The following is a 16361-nucleotide window of genomic DNA, read 5'->3' on the forward strand; positions in this document are numbered from 1 at the left end:
CGCTCCTACGAAAGGCAGGCTGTGCAGCACTCGTTACGCCTTCAGAGCGAGGGTGTTTGCAGCATCAATAACGCAAGTGCGCGCCATGTAGAGATCGATAGCTCCGTAGGAGCGCGCTTGGGCGCGATGAAGCTCTACCGACAGAGCCTCATCGCGCGCAAGCACGCCCCTACGACAAGCGGGTGCGGATGACTCATGCCTGCAAAAACCACGCACTTGCTGAAGACAGATTCAGGAAAACCCCTGAAATCAGGCCATTTCCCGCAGCGTCCCACGCTCGCGCCTGCAATGCTGTGCACGCTGGTGTAACATGTCGGGCTGATCAAGCCCTTGGGCACTGCCCACCCCTTGGTCGTCTGTCCCGCAGCGTCGCTGAGTTCACGCGGCCGTCCGGGAATGCCTCCGGCGTCGTCCACTGCATGTGCCTTAGCCGTGCAGCGCGTGATGTGCCGTGCCTTGCGTAGTGCCAGGGCGAGCGGGCAGCGATGGCCGCACCAGGAGACTTCCGCATATGCACGACACGCGCGCGATCCGCTCGCATTTCGGTTGGTTCAAACGCCGCCGCCAATTGCAACTCGACGAGGTCACCGTGGTGGACCGCGGCATGCTGCGCAAGGCCGTAGGCGCGGCCGCGCTGGGCAATGCAATGGAATGGTTCGACTTCGGCGTCTATGGCTATCTGGCAGTGACGCTGGGCCAGGTGTTCTTTCCGTCCAGCAGTCCCACCGCGCAGTTGATCGCCACCTTTGCGACCTTCACCGTGGCGTTTTTGGTGCGGCCGATCGGCGGCATGGTATTCGGCCCGCTCGGTGATCGCTATGGCCGGCAAAAGGTGCTGGCGGCCACCATGATCCTGATGGCGCTGGGCACCTTCAGCATCGGCCTGATTCCCTCCTACGCGCAGATCGGCCTGTGGGCGCCGGCGCTGTTGTTGCTGGCGCGGTTGCTGCAGGGGTTTTCCACCGGCGGCGAATACGGCGGCGCGGCGACCTTCATTGCCGAATACGCCACCGACCGCAATCGCGGCTTGATGGGCAGTTGGCTGGAATTTGGCACGTTGGGCGGCTATATCGCCGGCGCGGCCACCGTTACCGCGTTGCACATGGCGCTGAGCCAGGCGCAGATGCTGGACTGGGGCTGGCGGGTGCCATTCCTGGTGGCCGGGCCGCTGGGGTTGCTCGGCCTGTACATGCGCATGAAGCTGGAAGAAACCCCGGCGTTTCGCGCCTATACCGAACAATCCGAACAGCGCGAACGCGAAACCGCAGGCCAGGGCCTGATGACCCTGCTGCGCCTGCACTGGCCGCAGCTGCTCAAGTGCGTGGGCCTGGTGCTGGTCTTCAACGTCACCGATTACATGCTGCTGACCTACATGCCCAGCTATCTCAGCGTCACCATGGGTTACGCCGAGAGCAAGGGCTTGCTGCTGATCATCCTGGTCATGCTGGTGATGATGCCGCTCAACGTGGTCGGTGGCATGTTCAGCGACAAGCTGGGCCGGCGCCCCATGATCATCGGCGCGTGCGCGGCGTTATTCGCACTGGCCATCCCGTGCCTGTTGCTGATCGGCAGTGGCTCGGACGTGCTGATCTTCACCGGGTTGATGCTGCTTGGCCTGGCGCTGGTGTGTTTCACCAGCTCGATGCCTTCGACACTGCCGGCGCTGTTCTACACCCCGGTGCGCTACAGCGCGCTGTCGATCGCCTTCAACGTGTCGGTGTCGTTGTTTGGTGGCACCACGCCGTTGGTCACCGCGTGGCTGGTGGAGCGCACCGGCGACCCATTGGTGCCGGCGTATTACCTGATGGGCGCGGCGGCGATCGGTTTGGTGACGATGCTGTTCGTGCGCGAAACCGCCGGGCTGCCGCTGCGTGGCTCGCCGCCGGCGGTAGCCAGCGACGCCGAAGCGCGTGCGCTGCTGCAGGGCGACAGCCCGGTCACGGTGGACGCGCAGTTGCCGCTGAGCGGCACGCCGTCGATCGGCCAGCCGCGCCCGGCGTAAGGCCCGGCGGCGCGCTCAGCGCAGGGCCGGGTCGCGGGTGTCGGGCATGTCCGGGTAGGGCATGCCCTGCCCGGTTTCCACGTAGCGTTTGAGGCTGCTGCCCAGGAAGAACTGCCAGCCCTGCGCACAGACCTCAAAGCACGGCGAGTCGCGGTAACCGGACTGCACGAAGTCCAGCCGCGTGCCATCGCTGGTGGACAGCAGATCAAAGCGCATCACCGTGCCCTCCCACGCGGTGGTGTCGAGCATGTTGGAGCGCTCGCAGCGCCAGCACACCTGGCGGTGGTCGGCACCGCCATCGATGCGCAGCTCTACCTGCCAGCCGTGGCCGCTCCAGTCCAGACACACGCGCTCGCCCACTTGCCGCACTTCGCGCGTCCACCAGCACGCCAGCTGCGCGGGCTCGGACAACGCGGCGGAGACCACCTCCGGGGCGGCGGCAATGACGAAGCTATGGCGGATCTCGCGGTTCATCGGTCACGGTGTTGCCTGCGCGGAGGCCGATGATCGCGCATCTTGCGCGCAACATGCAGTTTTTGCCACGAAGGTTGTGCCCGCTTGTGCGCCGCTCACATGCGGCTGAGTACCATCGCCACAGGCCCCAACACGATGACGACCGCCATGACGACGCTCCCGATCCCGGTGATGGATGCCGCAGCGCAGCACGATCTGGCCACAGCGCATGCGCTGCTGGAAAAGCCCGGTGTGGCCGCACAGATCGCCAATACACTCGGCGCGCCCATCGAAAGCCTGGTGGCCAAGCGGCTGCCCAAGGTGGTGACGCGCAGCATCGACGGCGTCACCCGCCGCGCGCTGCAGGTGGCGATGAAATCCGCGCTGCTGAGCCTGCGCGGCAAGACCGTGGCGCACGCGCCGGCCGCCACCGCGCGGCACACCCTGGCGGTGGCTGTGGCCGGCGGCGCTGGCGGCTTTTTCGGCCTGCCTGGGCTGATGGTGGAATTGCCGGTGACCACTACGGTGATGCTGCGTTCCATCGCCGACATTGCGCGCTCGGAAGGCGAGTCCCTGCACGACCCGGAGACCGCGCTGGCCTGTCTGGAAGTACTGGCGCACGGCGGCCGCAGCGCCAGCGACGACGGCGCCGAATCGGGTTACTTCGCGGTGCGCACTGCGATGGCGCAGCAGCTCAGCGCCGCCGCGCACTACGTGGCCGCGCACGGCTTCGCCAGCAAGGGCGCGCCGGCATTGGTGTCGCTGGTCTCGCGCATCGCCGCCAAGTTCTCGGTCAACGTGGGCGAAAAACTCGCCGTGCAGGCCGTACCGCTGGTAGGCGCGGTGAGCGGCGCCACGCTCAACACCTTGTTCATGCGCCACTTTCAGGCGATGGCACGCGGGCACTTCATCGTGCGCCGGCTGGAACGCCGCTTCGGCGCCGAGGCCGTGCGCCGCGCGTATGACGCGTTGCCTGCGCCGCGGTGATCACACGGTGGGATGTGCATACCGCATGCGTCGCAGCAGCCTGCACCACGTTCGTAAGACACATCGGACCGAGCGCCCCGCGCTGACGCACGCGCGCAGGCATAGTGCCCGTCGCAGTGGCAGAGCAGTGCCTCCGCTTCGCGCTTGCTCCATCACCGCCACGCGCACTCGGCGATTCGCCCTCTTTGGAAGTATCCATGACCAAACCCTTTGCCCCCGCCTCCGCACGCAACCGCGATCCGATTCTGAGCGTGCTGCAGCGGTACTTCGCTGACCGGCAGCACGTGTTGGAGATCGGTGCGGGCACCGGGCAGCATGCGGTGCACTTCGCTGCAGCGATGCCGTGGCTGCGCTGGCAGGCCAGCGACCACCCGGACCATCTGCCGGGGATGCGGCAGTGGCTGGACGAAGCCGCGTTGCCCAATACGCCGCCGCCGGTTGCACTGCAGGCGGTGTTGACGCCCGCGCCGGGTCTGGCACCGGCGCCACCGTTGCCGCCGGTGCAGGCAGGCACGCCGGCCGGGTATGACGCCATCTACAGCGCCAACACCTTGCACATCATGGGGTGGCCACATGTGCAGGCGTTGTTTGCCGGCTTGCCTGCGGTGATGGCGCCGCAGGCGGTGCTGGTGATCTATGGGCCGTTCAACCGCAACGGTGAATTCACCAGCGATAGCAATCGCGACTTCGATGCGATGTTGCGCGCCCGCGATGCGGCATCGGGTATTCGCGACGCCGCGGAGGTGGATGCACTGGCCGCGCAGGTGAGCTTGCAGCTGGTGGACGATGTGGACATGCCGGCGAACAACCGTTGCCGGGTGTGGCAGCGCGCTTGATCCTTCGGTGACGATGACGCCGCGCTTTTGCGTTGGAAGGAAATCGTTCGCGCCGTTGGCAACGCGGCACTGTCCTGTCAGGTGCGCCGTCGTTCCAACCACCACACCCCCGCAGCCACGGTGAGCCAGGCGAGCAGCCACGGCCAGCGTGCGCCGGGGTGTGCTGTTGGTATGGCAGCGCTCGCGCGGCTGGAGCCGCTGGCCGCCAGTGCGGCGGTGGCCTCGCGCAGCTGTTGGCGATACAGCGCGGGCGCATCGGTGGGCGCGCGGACAAACAGCCAGCGTTGGGTGGTGCCGGTCTGCAGGCGATGCCAGCCGGTGGCGGCCGGCCAGTAGCCGGCGCAGGGCGGCGCGCTGCCGCTGCGTTCGGGCAGCAGCGGGTGGCGGCTGCCATCGGGCGCAATCACGTGAGCGTCTGCGCCGACATCGCACAGGGTCATGCGTTGCTGCACCCAGCCGTCCTGCACTGCTGCGGGAAGTGCGGCGCCTGGGCGTGCCACCGCGCCGAGCAGTTGCGCCCACAGCTGTGCATGCAGGTCGCTGCGGCCTGCCAGTACCAGCGCGTAGCTGTCGTCGACCACACTCACGCCGATGCGTCCGCGGCCGGCGCTGCGCCACCAGCCCAGCGCGGTGCCATCGCTGGCGCGTGCGGCGACGATGGCGTCTTGCACCTGTGGCTGCAGCGTGCGGCGTTGCAGGGGTGGCACGGCGGTGTCGGCCGTTGTGCTAGTGGTGTCGGGGTCGATGCCGGCGTCGGCCGGCGCCGCTGCCACGGTCACCGCGGTGCTGGTGTCGCCGCCGCTCACCGGCAGGCCGAGCGCGGCGAGCGCGCTGCGGGTGGCCGCATCCACCGGGCCGGTCACCCGCACCAGCACGCCCAGGCCGCGTGCGATGGCGGCGCCCAGCAGCTGGCGTTGTGCTGCGCTCAAGGCCAGCAGGCGACGGGTGTCCAGCACCAGCACATCCAGCTGGTCCAGGCTGGCGGCGTCCAGGCTGGCCGCATCGCCCAGCTGCAGGCCGGCGCTCACGGTCACCTGGCTACGTACTGTCAGGCCGGCATCGCTGGCCCAGCGGCGCAGGTATTTGACCTCCGGCTGCGGGGCCCCGGCCAGCAACAGCAGCCGGACCGGCGGCACCGGGACCACCTGCACCGGCACCGCCAGATGCCCGCGCTCGGCGCCGGCCGCATCGCGCAGGCGCAGGCCGAACAGCACCTGCCCGGGCGCGCGCGCCAGGCCGTGCAGGTGCACCTGGCCGTGCGCATCCGGCGAGGCGCGATCGACGCGTTGACCGGCCGGGTCGAGCAGTTCGACCTGCGCGTCCGGCAGGCCCTGCACCTGCGCGGCGATGGTCAGCGCTTCGCCGGGCGCCACCGACGGCGGTGCCCAGGCGGCGACCAGGCCGGCCGGTGCCGGGCTCGGCTGCACCCGCACCGGCACGCGCACGGCGTCGCGGTCGCGCGCGGGAAGGCCGTCGCCATGCACGATCACGGTGGTGGTGCCGGGCGCGCGGCGCAGCGCGGTGGCCAGGTCCGGCATGCGGGCGACACCCGGCAAGCGCGGGGCTTCCGGCAACGCCACCCATTGCGCGGCCGGGCCCACCTGCGCCGGTTGGGTGCCGGCCGTGGCCACGTGCAGCGGGCCGCCATCCTGCAGACGCGGCGGCGGCAACAGCACCGGGTAGAGCAGGGCAGCCAGTACGGGTTGGGCCGCAAGCAACAGCCATAGCCTGCCGCGCGGCTGCGGTTGGCGTGCGTGCGCGCGCAGCAACCGCAGCCAGCCCAGCACCACTACCAGCAGCAAGGCCGCGCCGACGATCCAGGGCAGGGCGACGGTCATGACCGCCCCCTCTGAGCCGCATCACGAAGCACCGATGCTGGCGGACGCAGCGGGCGGGCCAGCGCGCGCTGCCGGTGGCCGGCTTCTGATCGGCAGGACCAGGACCCGGGAGAACGGGATGCGGCAAGCATCGGCGGCACGGCAGCGGTCATGGCTGTGGCGCCTCGCGCAGGGCATCCAGGTACCGCTGGCCGCGCGCGTCCGCGGCCGGGCGGCGGTGCACCGGGGCCGGCGGCGCGGTGACCGTGCGCCACACCAGGGCGCGCAGCTGCGCCCGGCACGCGCGGCAGGCCGGTTCGCTGCGCAGGGTCTCCACCGCGGCGGCCAGGCTGAGCGGGTCGGGCAGCTGGTCCTGTGCGGTCTGCAGCCAGCGCGCGTACCGGTCGAGCAGCGCATCGGGCACCGCGCCGTCTTCGTCCAAGGCGCTCCACAGTGCCAACGCGGTGGGGTCCGTTGGCGGGCGGGTGTCGAGCGCGGCGGGGCGGTCGCCCAGGCCATCGCGCTTGCCGGTCATGCGCCGGCTCGGGTCGATCGGTGGCAACTCCGGCCCCACCCGCGCCAGGTAGATGCGCTCGGCCTGCTGCACCTGCTTGATGAAACCCAATGCCTTGTTGGCGTACGGCAATGCGCGCTCGGGGTGGCCCTGGCGCAGCTCGCCTTCGGATTGCCACATCTGGTCCAGCGCGGCGCGCAGCAGGGCGCGGGTCTGTGGGTCGAGCAACGTGGCTGCTTCGGCGTGGTCGTGGGTGTGGCCGAACTCGGTCAGCACGTCCTGTTCCTGACCGAAGCCGCCGCGCGCCGGCTGCGCGTCGTCGTGGTCATGATCGTGTGGGTCCAGCGCGGCTGCGCCGGGTGGGTGGTCGTGAGCATCGCGAGCATCACCGGTGGCCTTGGCTGTGTGCTCGGCATGTGCGTGCTCGGCGGGCGGTGCCGGTGCATCGGCGGTGGGCATGTCGGCCGTGGGCAGGTCGTCGGCTGGCGCGTCGCTGGTGGGCGGCTCATCGGCAGTGGGCGGCCCCTTGGGCGCGCCTTCGCTCTCTTCGCCCAGGAACTGGCCATAGCGCAGCCGCAGCAGGCGTTGGTCCACGCCGATGGCATCCGAGCGCTTGAGGTAGGTGGCCGCATCCAGGCGCGGTTTTTCCTTCAGCAGCGCCTCGGCATCGATGATGATCTGGCGCTGGCTGCGGAAATACGCGGGCAATGTCTGCTTGACGCTGGCCTCCAGCCCGGCGGCCTGGGTCTGCTGGGGCGGCGGCCAGCGCAGGATCACGCTGGCGCTGCGGCCTTCCTGCGGGGCGGGTTGGCGGGTGTCGCGGACCACCAGCTGGGCGATCAGGTCATCGCCGGCGGCCATGCCCAGCGCCTGCGGCTGCAGCGTGGCCACGAAGCTGCGCCGGGTGGCCGGGCCACTGCCGGTGAGCGGGCGGCGCTCGGTGCGGAAGGTGATGTTCTCGCCGCCGCCCTGGGCCAGGGTCAGGCGCAGTTCGGCGCCGGCGGCCACGGCGTAGTCGTCGCTGGCCTCGAAGCGCAGCGTCCAGGCACCGTTGGCCGGCGTCCACAGCACCAGGCTCTGTTCGGGCGCCAGCACGCGCACCTGCGGCGGGCGGTCGGGTACCACGTCGAGCCGGTGCAGGCGGCGGTCGGCCGGCTGGCCGTCGATGAGGATGCGGTACAGCGTGGGGCGCTCGGCCAGCAGCTGGCCGTGCCAGTGGTCGCCGTCTGGCTGCCGGGTCAGCGGGAGCACACGGCCATCGTTGAGACGCAGCGCCACCGTGCGCGGCGCCGGTTGCACCTGCAGCTGCCACTGCAGCCGGGTGCCAGCCGGGACGCGGCCATCCAGCTCCGGCAGCTCGGCCGGCGGCAACCCGGTGTAGGCCGGCGGCGTGCTGCGCAGCCGGGCCTGGCGCAGGGCGGGTTTGCCGGCTGCGGCGCGCGCGGTGGCGACTGGGTCGGTGGTGGGCGCGGCGGGCGCGCTGGACTGCGGCCACACCAGCACCGCAACGCCGGCCAGCACGCCGAGCAGGGTCCACGGCCACCAATGCCAGGGCCAGGCCGGGCGCAGGTCGCGCGGGCGGGCGTGCAGGCGCTGTTCCAGGCGCTGGCGTTGCAAGGTCTGCAAGGGGCCCAGGGCGACGGGCGTGGCGAATAGCAGGTCGCTGCTGTCGTCCAGGTCCGGCGCCTGGTTCAGGCGCCGGATCAGCCAGGCCTGGTCCAGCCGCCGCGCGGCCTGCCAGGCCGCCACGGCCAGTGCGGCCAGGCTCGCCAGCAGCACCAGCCAAGCAGCGGTGCCCACGCCCAGCCGCCAGCTCAGCAGCGCCGGCAGCAGCGCCAACGGCAGCCAGAACAGCAGCAGCGCCGCTGCGCGCCGCCGCCGTGCCGCCTGCCAGGCGCGTTGCAGTGCGGGCGTGCTCATGCCGCCCTCCCGCGGCGCGGGCCGGTGGCCAGCCAGCGTTCGATACCCAACAGCAGCAGCACCAGGCCGATCAGCCACGGCGCCAGCGGCTGTGGGTCGATGCTCAGGCGGATGGCGGGGCCACGCACGGGGCGCACGGCCTGCGCCACCGCGCGCTGCGGGGTGGGACGCGTTTGCAGGGCCTCCTGCAGGCGGGTGGGGAAGTCGGCGTCCAGCAGCACCGGCAGCGGCTGCGGTTGCAGCGGTGCGGCCCAGCGCAGCACCTGGCCGCGCCCGAGCGCGGCGGCGTCCAGCACGCGGGCGCCCTGGGCATCACGCAACAGCGGCTGCAGCGGTGCGTTGAGCGATGGCGGCAACGGCGTGCCGGCAGCGAGCAGCAGCTGGCCGCCGGCCGTGGCCCAGGCAATGACCGACGCCGGCGGCGCGCGCTGCGGCAACCACACCACCAGCGTGCCCGGTGCCCAGCGGCTGGGCACCGCCGTCTCCGGCGTGCTGACCGGCAGCGGCCCAGGCGTGGCCCAGGCGGCATGCACCGCGCGCAGATAGCGCAGTGCCGGTGCGGCGGCATCATCGGCAATCACCTGCAGGCGCAGTGGTGCGGGGGGCGCGTCCGCGGGCACGGGCGAGCGCCCGGGCGCTACCTGCCACTCCACCTGGCGACCCAGCTGCAGGCGCTGCGCATCCAGCCGGCCCCACTGCGCCGGCACGATCACGCCAAGCGTGCTGGCGGCGGGCAGGCTGGCGTCGAGCTCGCGCAGCAGGCTGGTGGCCGTGGCCGTGCTGCCGGCCGGCACCGCAGGCGCGGGCGTCTGCGCATCGATCGGCGGGAAGCCAGGCGCCAGCCACACCCACTGCGCATCGGCTGCGCGCGCGCGCAGGCGCACGGTAGCCAGATCCACGCCCGGGCTCACCGCAATGCGCGGGCGTGCATCGGCGTGGTCACGCAGCGCCGGCTCGGCCAGCAACACGGCCAGCGCCGCCAGCAACACCAGGCGCACCAGCAGCAGCGGCCATTCGTCAAAACGCACGCGGTGACGCGGGCGCGGCAGGGCACGCAACCAACGCAGCGCAGCGAAGTCGGTAGGGCGGTGCTCGCTGCGCCGCGCCAGATGGATCAGCAGCGGCAGCACCAGGGCGGCAAGGGCGGCCAGGCCAGCGGGGAAGAGCAACAGCATCATCGCGCCGCTGCCGTGGGTGCAGATGGATGCGGCGATGCCTGCATGCGTGCGGATGGCGTGCGGACCTCATGCATGTCATGCGCAGCGGCAGTGTGGACGCATGCTGCATCAGGCCGCCGCATTGCACTGGCGAGAACGCAGCCGTGCCTCATCGCCGCGCCTCGCGCGCGAACAACTGCCGCAGGGCCATGTCCGGCGGCCCATCCAGGTAATGCACGGCGTGCGCGATGCCGGCGGCGTGCCAGCGCGCCTGCCGCGCGCGCTGTGCCTGATCGAAGCGCTGCAGGTAGTCCGCGCGCATGGCCGCACCATCGCCCAGCAGCTCCTCGCCGGTTTCCGGGTCGCGGAAACGGTGCCCGCCGTCGAAGGGGAAGTCGCGTTCGTCGCAGGTCAGCACCTGCAGCTGCAGCACGTCGCGGCGTGCGGCGGCGAGTTTTTCCAGCGCCTCCAGCAAGGCATCGTCGAAGCCATCGCCGATCGACAGCACCAGCGCATGCGCGGCGATGCGTTCCCACAGCGGGCGCAGCGCGTCCATGCCCGGCCAGGCGCCGCCGGCCCGCAGCCCGTGCAAGGCCAGCCACAGCCGGTCGCGTTGACGCGGCCCGCCGCCGGCCGGCACCGCCACCAGGCCGCCGCCATGCACCGCAAACAGGCCGACCTGGTCGCCCTGGCGCAGCGCCACTTCGGCCGCGCAGGCGGCCAGCGTGGCCATCGCCTGCAGGCGCGTGCTGCCCGGGCGCGCCTGATCGGCCTGGCCGGCGGAGGCGGTGGCGTCCAGCAACAGCCAGAGCGTGAGCGGGCTCTCGCGCTCGGCTTCGCGCACAAAGAAACGGTCCGAGCGTGCGTAGAGTTTCCAGTCGATCTGGCGCAGCGCGTCGCCGGGTTCGTAGGCGCGGTACTGGGCAAATTCCAGCCCGGCGCCACGGCTGCGGCTGGCGTGCTGGCCGATGCCCTGCTGGCCCTGCGCGTTGCGCGCGTGCAACTGCAGGCCACGCAGGCGGCTGCGCAGCGCGGCGGGAATCAGGGCCGGCACGTCGATACTCACGCGTGTGGATGCCTTACGCGGGGTACGGCACGGCGCGCAGCAGCGCGGCGATGACGTCGTCGGCGCTGCGCTGTTCGGCCTCGGCGGCGAACGACAGCAGCAGGCGGTGGCGCATCACCGGCGCGGCCAGTGCGGTGACGTCCTCGCGCGTGGCGGCCAGGCGGCCGTGCAGCAACGCACGCGCCTTGGACGCGAGCACCAGCGACTGCCCCGCACGCGGCCCGGCGCCCCACTTGATCCACTGGCGCACCTCCTCGCTGGCCTGCGGACCAGGCCGGCTTGCGCGCACCAGGCGGTTGATCCAGGTCAGCAGATCCGCACCCACGTGCACCTCGCGAACATGCTGCTGCAGCGCCTGCACGCTGGCCGCATCCATCACCGTGGGCACCTGCGCGCTGGCAGTGCCGGTGGTCTGGGTGAGGATGTCGCGCTCTTCCTGCTCGCTGGGGTAATCCACGCGCACATGCAGCAGAAAACGGTCCAGCTGCGCTTCCGGCAGCGGATAGGTGCCGGCCTGTTCGATCGGATTCTGCGTGGCCAGCACGAAGAACGGCGCGGGCAATGCATAGGTGGTGCCGGCGTAGCTGACGGTGCGCTCGCTCATCGCTTCCAGCAGCGCGGCCTGGGTCTTGGGCGGGGTGCGATTGAGTTCGTCGGCCAGCAGCAGGTTGGTGAAGATGGGACCTTGCTGGAAGCGGAAATGCCGGTGCCCGGTGCCGTGATCTTCTTCCAGCAGCTCGGTGCCCAGGATGTCGCTGGGCATCAGGTCCGGAGTGAACTGCACGCGCCGGAACTGCAGCTCTAGCGCCTGGCCTAGCGAGCGCACCAGCAGCGTCTTGCCCAACCCGGGCGCGCCTTCGAGCAGGCAGTGGCCGCCGGCCAGCAGGCCGATCAGCAGTTGTTCGACCACCGCCTCCTGGCCCACCACCGCCTGCGCCAACGCTGCACGCAGCGCGCCGAGTTTGGAGAGCTGTGCGGTGAGGAGGTCGTCATTGGGGGAGCTCATGCGGGAAGTCTCGTCGTGGGCGGTGTGCGTAGCGTGGTGCGTGTGATGCGTGTGATGCGTGTCATTGCAAGTGCAAGGGTGCGATGCGTCTGGATGTGGCCATGCAGGAGCGTGCTTGGGCGCGATGGGTGACCGGTGACGCCGCATCGCGCGCAAGCGCGCTCCCACGGGGATGGTGGCTTGTCATCGCCTTTATCCGCTATGCATCTCCAGCTCGGTTCTGCAATGTCCTCTCTGACTTGGTAGGAGCGCACTCGTGCGCGATGCCTTACCGATACACCCCAAACGCGCGCCCACCTGGTTCTATCAATTGGTCAATGCATACATGACGATGTTCACTGCAAACTTGGTGTTGTCTTCGGCCAGGAAGCGCTTGTTGCGCCAGTCGTAATCCCATTCGCAGCCATAGTCCTTGTTGCTGTAGAGCACCCCGAGCCGGCCGTCGATGGCGATGCCCTTGAGGTAGTCGTGCACCAGGTCGTCGCCCCAGCCATTGAGCTCGAAGCTCGTGGCTGGCGGGCCGTCCGGAAACCTAAAGAACGCGTTGTACAGCCGATGGTTCTTTGGCAGTTTCTGCAGCGCACTCTTGCCGAAGATCGAAGCCATCTGCGCTTCGAACGAGGTGGCGAACAAACCATCGATGTCGTGATTGCAGTCGTCCACGAACACGAACCCGCCATTGCGCACGTAGCGTTCGAAATTGCGCCGCTCGGCCGGATTGAACTCCACCAACTTGTGCCCGGCCAGGTAACAGAACGGCGCCTGCAACATGCGCGGATCGGACAAGGCGATCACATGTTCCTGCGGGTCCACACGCAGCTGCGTGTAATCGATCAGCGAGGTGATCAGGTTGGACGGCATGCGCGCATCCACATCCCAGTCACCGGAGTCGTAGCGCAAACGTGTAAACCAGAAATCGTAGTTGCCCGCCGCGCGCGCGCGCAACGGCAGCGCCAAGGTGGCGACGCTACCGAGCAGCAGGCTGAGGACGTGGCGCCGCGAGATGGGAGCCGGGAGACCGTGAAGGGGAGCCGCAGGCGCGCGCGCCTGCAAGGTATCCGTCTGCAAAGAGCGGCTTCTGCTCTTCGATTCCCGAAGCCCCACTTCCGATTCCCGGCTCCGACTCACACCGCATCCGACAACGAGGTAAACGTGAAATCACGCAGCCGCATCGGCGGAATCATCATCACGTAGCTGGACTCGTCACCGGCCACGCGCACCGGCTTGCCCAGCTCGTCGATGTTGTTGAGCATGATGATCGGCGATTCGTTGAAACGGAAATTCTTCACCGGGTATTTGATCTGCCCGTTCTCGATGTAGAACGTGCCATCGCGGGTCAAGCCGGTGAGCAGCACCGTCTGCGGGTCGACCATGCGGATGTACCAGGTGCGCGTGACCAGGATGCCCTTCTCGGTGCCGCGCACCAGCTCGGCAATGTTCTTCTCGCCACCGGCCATCAACAGGTTGCCCGGCTCGCCGATCGCGCGCTTGCCGTTCTTCTGCGCCCAGAAGCGCGAATACTGCAGGTTGGCGATCTTGCCGTTTTCCACGATCGGCATCTTCTCGCGCGGCAGGCCTTCCTCATCCCACGGCATGACCGCTGCACGCGGGTCCCACGGGTCGGCGGTGATGTTCACGCGCGGGTCGTAGACCTGCTCGCCGAGCTTGTTGCCGCCACCCTTCTTGGACAGGAAGCTGCGGCCTTCATCGGCCATGCGCGCATCGAAGTAGCGCATCATGAACGAGATCAGGCCAGCGGCCGCGGCGGGCTCCAGAATCACCGTGTATTTGCCCGGTTCCAGCGCCTTGGCCTCGGCCGAATCGCTGGCCTTGCGCATCGCAATGCGCACGTCCTGCTCGGCCTTGAAATCGGCGGCGTCTTTCAGGTTGCGCCCCACCCAGCCCGAGCCGCGGCCGTCTTCGGTGCGCACGGTGCAGGTGTAATCGAAGCGGGCGCCGCGCTGGTAACCGAAGTTGCCCTTGCTGTTGGCGAACGCGGTGAAGCTCTGGCCATCTTCCAGAAAGCCGGCGGCGATCAGGCCCTTGCCTTTGCACGGCGCGATCGAATCGGCGGCCACCTGCGCACGGAACGCCGGGTCGATGGCTGCAGTGGATTCGCTGAAGGTGGGGCTGGCGGTGTAGGTCTGCTTGTCGACGGCCGGCATGAACTCCGGATTCTCCGGTGCCAGCCGTGCCAGGTCTTCGGCGCGGCGTACCACGCGTTCCAGCGAGGCATCGTCGAACTCGTTGATGGTGGCCACGCCCACGCGCTTGCCGAACGCCACCTGCACCTGCAGGTCGGTGTTGTCGACGATGCCGCTGGTGGACACGTTATTGAGCGCAAAACGGATATTGCCGTCGATCGAGCCGGTGAGCTGTGCGGTGCACTCATCGGCCTTGGACAGTTTGATGACCTTGTCCAGGATGGCCTTGGCCTGCGCTTCGGTAAGGATGCTCATCTAGTTTTCTCCTGTCAGCCGAGCGAGCGGGCGGTGTTGATGACGTTGATGCCGTCGAAACGGGCGGTGGACGAACCATGCGACACCGCCGACGATTGGCTCGGCTGGCCCTTGCCGTCGAAGAACGAACCGCCTAGGCGGTAGTCGCGTTGATCGGCCACGGCGCTGCAGGCATTCCAGAATTCCGGGGTGCGGATCTGGTAGGCCACGTCTTCGAGCATGCGGGTGATGGCGCCGTTCTTGATTTCGTAGAACAGCTGGCCGCCGAACTGCGCGTTGTAGCGCTGCTGGTCGATGGAGAACGAGCCGTCGCCGATGATGTAGATGCCGTTTTCCACGTTCTTGATCAAATCGCTGACGCTCAGCGGCGTCTTGCCGGCCGCCAGCGAGACATTGGCCATGCGCTGGAACTGCACGCTCGACCACGAGTCGGCATAGCAGCAACCATCAGAGGCGGTCTTGCCGAGAATATGCGCCTGGTCGCGGATGGCCTGGTAGTCCACCAGCTTGCCGTCGCGGATCAGATCCCACTGCTTGGTCTTGACGCCTTCATCGTCGTAACCCACCGCGCCCAGGCTGCCGGGCTGGGTCTTGTCGGCCAGGATATGCACCTTGTCGCTGCCGTACTGGAAGCCGGCCTTGAGCTTGTCGAGCGTGGCGAAACTGGTGCCGGCGAAGTTGGCCTCGTAGCCGAGCACGCGGTCCAGCTCCAGCGGGTGGCCCACCGACTCGTGGATGGTGAGCCAGGTGTGCGAGGGGTCCAGCACCAGGTCGTATTTGCCCGGCTTCACCGACGGCGCCTTGAGTTTTTCCTGCGCCTGCTTGGCCGCGGCGATGGCGTCTTCCTTCATGTCGTAAGACAAACCGTAATTCACCACGCCGTTGGGCGAAACGAACTTGCCCGAGGACGCACCATCCAGATACTCGTAGCCCAGCCCCATCGGTGCGGACAGCCCATCGCGGGTGCGGAACTTGCCGCTGGCCTTGTCGATGGCGGTCACGCTCATCGGTGCCCAGATGCGGTGCACGTCCTGGTCGATGTAGGAGCCATCGGTGCTGGCGAAATACTTCTGCTCGTTGACCACGAACAGCATCGAATTGACGAAGTTGGCACCGGCGGCGGTGGCCGCGGCGTTGACGCCGAGCAGCAAGTCCACCTTGTCCTTGATCGGCACTTCCATCGCATTCTTCTTGATCGGCGTCTTCCAGCTGACCTCGCCCACGCCGGGCGTGGGAGCGAGCTGGACCGGCGTGCCCTGTACCTTGGCGTTGGCCTTGGCGATCGCGGTCGCCTGCTGCGCGGCCTTGGCCACGCCTTGCTCGGTGAGATCGTTGGTGGCCGCAAAGCCCCACGCGCCCGCCACGATCACGCGGATGCCGGCACCGATGGACTCGGTGTTGACCACGTTCTGCACCTTGTCTTCGCGGGTGATCACGAACTGGCGCAGATACCGGCCGATGCGTACATCGCAATAGCTCGCACCACCCTGACGCGCGGCGGTGAGGCCGGCATCGGCCAGGCGCTTCTTGCGGCCCACATCGAAGGGTGTCAACAACTGCTCGGCGGCAATGGCCTTGCCGAAGTAGGCAGGCACGATCAGCCCACCCATGGTCAGCCCGGTCAGGGCCAGGAAATCACGTCGCTGCACGGGCAACTCCCCACTAGTCCCGCGCGGTGCGCGGGTATCCATTTGACGCGCGGATCGCTGCCCACGCGTGTCGACCCCGATTCTTGCTGGACGGTGAATCCCGCGTCAAATGACTTTCGGCAGGGGTCTAGCGGCAATCGCTGTGCTCGCGTGAGTCGAGCGGCACACGCTGACTGCATGCAACTGTGGCGAGCGGGGCTGGTTGCGTGCGCTTGATGCGTCATCGTGTCGGCACGCGATGGGATCGCTGAAAGGCGTGCATTCTCTTATTGGCGCTCGTGCAATGCGCGACGCGCACGCGCACGCGCACGCGCACGCCCTCGTGCGCAGTGCCTGCTGCATAAAGCTCAAAGAGGCTAAAGATGAAGAGATCGTCTGCCGCGTGGCTGCAGGGCCCTTGCCCGCCCACCCTCGCAGGACACGCTGCAAGTGCGTCCCTCTAAGCTCTTACGCGGCATCCATGCCGCGTAAGGTCCCGCGACGGTGGGCGGGCAA

The 16361-nt window shown here is 68.8% G+C and carries 12 protein-coding genes; 3 read left to right on the forward strand and 9 right to left on the reverse strand.

Annotated elements, in window-relative coordinates; all coding sequences use genetic code 11:
• Positions 1–511: 511 nt before the first annotated feature.
• Positions 512–2002, forward strand: a complete 1491-nt coding sequence (gene proP, locus QRM60_RS10080; RefSeq protein ID WP_011035341.1) for a glycine betaine/L-proline transporter ProP — start codon at positions 512–514, stop codon at positions 2000–2002.
• Positions 2003–2017: 15 nt separating this feature from the next.
• On the opposite strand, the gene QRM60_RS10085 is transcribed toward proP, so the two are convergent.
• On the reverse strand, positions 2018–2476 hold the full coding sequence (locus QRM60_RS10085) for an SRPBCC domain-containing protein (RefSeq protein ID WP_285446112.1): 459 nt from the start codon (positions 2474–2476) through the stop codon (positions 2018–2020).
• Between the two features lie 147 nt (positions 2477–2623).
• Here QRM60_RS10085 and QRM60_RS10090 point away from each other — a divergent pair, with 147 nt between their 5' ends.
• The gene (locus tag QRM60_RS10090) at positions 2624–3442 is read left to right on the forward strand and encodes an EcsC family protein (RefSeq protein ID WP_274347877.1); all 819 of its coding nucleotides are present in this window, start codon (positions 2624–2626) and stop codon (positions 3440–3442) included.
• A 197-nt stretch (positions 3443–3639) separates the two neighbouring features.
• A complete protein-coding gene (locus QRM60_RS10095; protein ID WP_119960685.1) occupies positions 3640–4278 on the forward strand; it encodes a DUF938 domain-containing protein in 639 nt (212 codons plus the stop codon).
• 77 nt (positions 4279–4355) lie between these two features.
• On the opposite strand, the gene QRM60_RS10100 is transcribed toward QRM60_RS10095, so the two are convergent.
• From QRM60_RS10100 to QRM60_RS10135, 8 genes are all read right to left on the reverse strand, one after another.
• Complete coding sequence (locus QRM60_RS10100; protein WP_285446113.1) at positions 4356–6116, reverse strand: carboxypeptidase regulatory-like domain-containing protein; 1761 nt, start codon at positions 6114–6116, stop codon at positions 4356–4358.
• Between the two features lie 148 nt (positions 6117–6264).
• Positions 6265–8529: a hypothetical protein gene (locus tag QRM60_RS10105; protein WP_285446114.1), complete on the reverse strand. Its 2265-nt coding sequence runs from the start codon at positions 8527–8529 to the stop codon at positions 6265–6267.
• On the reverse strand, positions 8526–9707 hold the full coding sequence (locus QRM60_RS10110) for a BatA domain-containing protein (RefSeq protein ID WP_285446115.1): 1182 nt from the start codon (positions 9705–9707) through the stop codon (positions 8526–8528). Before QRM60_RS10110 ends, QRM60_RS10105 begins: the two co-directional genes overlap by 4 nt.
• A 148-nt stretch (positions 9708–9855) precedes the next feature.
• Positions 9856–10752, reverse strand: coding sequence for a DUF58 domain-containing protein (locus QRM60_RS10115; protein ID WP_285446116.1), 897 nt, complete (start codon positions 10750–10752; stop codon positions 9856–9858).
• A 13-nt stretch (positions 10753–10765) separates the two neighbouring features.
• Positions 10766–11758 carry a MoxR family ATPase gene (locus tag QRM60_RS10120; RefSeq protein ID WP_114996582.1) on the reverse strand — a complete coding sequence of 331 codons (993 nt, stop codon included), beginning with the start codon at positions 11756–11758 and terminating at the stop codon, positions 10766–10768.
• Between the two features lie 306 nt (positions 11759–12064).
• Complete coding sequence (locus QRM60_RS10125) at positions 12065–12886, reverse strand: DUF4159 domain-containing protein (protein ID WP_285446117.1); 822 nt, start codon at positions 12884–12886, stop codon at positions 12065–12067.
• Positions 12883–14217 (reverse strand): TldD/PmbA family protein, encoded by a 1335-nt coding sequence (locus tag QRM60_RS10130; protein ID WP_014506027.1) that lies wholly within the window; start codon positions 14215–14217, stop codon positions 12883–12885. The genes QRM60_RS10125 and QRM60_RS10130 overlap by 4 nt, the downstream gene beginning before the upstream one ends.
• A 14-nt stretch (positions 14218–14231) precedes the next feature.
• The gene (locus tag QRM60_RS10135; protein WP_014506028.1) at positions 14232–15866 is read right to left on the reverse strand and encodes a TldD/PmbA family protein; all 1635 of its coding nucleotides are present in this window, start codon (positions 15864–15866) and stop codon (positions 14232–14234) included.
• Between the last annotated feature and the right edge of the window lie 495 nt (positions 15867–16361).

Source organism: Xanthomonas sp. fls2-241-TYG-148 (assembly GCF_030208815.1).
GTDB classification, from domain to species: domain Bacteria; phylum Pseudomonadota; class Gammaproteobacteria; order Xanthomonadales; family Xanthomonadaceae; genus Xanthomonas; species Xanthomonas campestris.

What these genes read in the sequence shown, in the direction of transcription:
- QRM60_RS10085 (WP_285446112.1), bottom strand. Translation starts at nt 2,476, where the DNA reads ATGAACCGCGAGATCCGCCATAGCTTCGTCATTGCCGCCGCCCCGGAG.
- QRM60_RS10090 (WP_274347877.1), top strand. Translation starts at nt 2,624, where the DNA reads ATGACGACGCTCCCGATCCCGGTGATGGATGCCGCAGCGCAGCACGAT.
- QRM60_RS10130 (WP_014506027.1), bottom strand. Translation starts at nt 14,217, where the DNA reads ATGAGCATCCTTACCGAAGCGCAGGCCAAGGCCATCCTGGACAAGGTC.
- proP (WP_011035341.1), top strand. Translation starts at nt 512, where the DNA reads ATGCACGACACGCGCGCGATCCGCTCGCATTTCGGTTGGTTCAAACGC.
- QRM60_RS10095 (WP_119960685.1), top strand. Translation starts at nt 3,640, where the DNA reads ATGACCAAACCCTTTGCCCCCGCCTCCGCACGCAACCGCGATCCGATT.
- QRM60_RS10100 (WP_285446113.1), bottom strand. Translation starts at nt 6,116, where the DNA reads ATGACCGTCGCCCTGCCCTGGATCGTCGGCGCGGCCTTGCTGCTGGTA.
- QRM60_RS10120 (WP_114996582.1), bottom strand. Translation starts at nt 11,758, where the DNA reads ATGAGCTCCCCCAATGACGACCTCCTCACCGCACAGCTCTCCAAACTC.
- QRM60_RS10105 (WP_285446114.1), bottom strand. Translation starts at nt 8,529, where the DNA reads ATGAGCACGCCCGCACTGCAACGCGCCTGGCAGGCGGCACGGCGGCGG.
- QRM60_RS10110 (WP_285446115.1), bottom strand. Translation starts at nt 9,707, where the DNA reads ATGATGCTGTTGCTCTTCCCCGCTGGCCTGGCCGCCCTTGCCGCCCTG.